Source organism: Gilvimarinus sp. 1_MG-2023, from assembly GCF_030548285.1.
Genome location: NZ_JAUOSC010000158.1, coordinates 1 through 446 on the forward strand (window position 1 = coordinate 1; position 446 = coordinate 446).

The 446-nt window shown below is 57.2% G+C and carries 1 protein-coding gene; it reads right to left on the reverse strand.

Going from position 1 to position 446, the window contains the following annotated elements:
* The coding region (locus tag Q4563_RS16205) for a MalM family protein (protein ID WP_303605209.1) at nt 1–446 on the reverse strand (446 nt) is incomplete at both ends.

The following is a 446-nucleotide window of genomic DNA, read 5'->3' on the forward strand; positions in this document are numbered from 1 at the left end:
CGGTAAAGGTGGTGATATTGTGGCCGGTAGGGCTCACCCACCGCCAGCAGCCGGCTGTCTTCTTGGATCAATAGTAGCCGTCCCAACCAGTCAGCCTCGGTAAATACCACCAGATAACGGTCGCCCGGGGCGATTTCCAAAGGGAGATACACCGCCTCTGTGCGAGTCCGGGTCGGATTGGCCAGCTCTGGACTGTTGTAGATGCTAACGGCGTTAAACTGCGCATCGAGCACCCGAACAGAGGGATAAAAGACAGTGTATTCGACGATTAATGAGTGCAGGTCGATACGGACCGGGTGATCGTAGTGTGGCAGCTCCAGCCCGGTGGCGAGTACCTGATGCTGGCCCAACAAGAGTGGCTCGGTGGTCGGAATCAACTCATCCTGAAAGCCATATTCGAGCCGGTGGTAATGCAGTGTCGGCAAGCTGGCCAGCCAGTCCAGAGG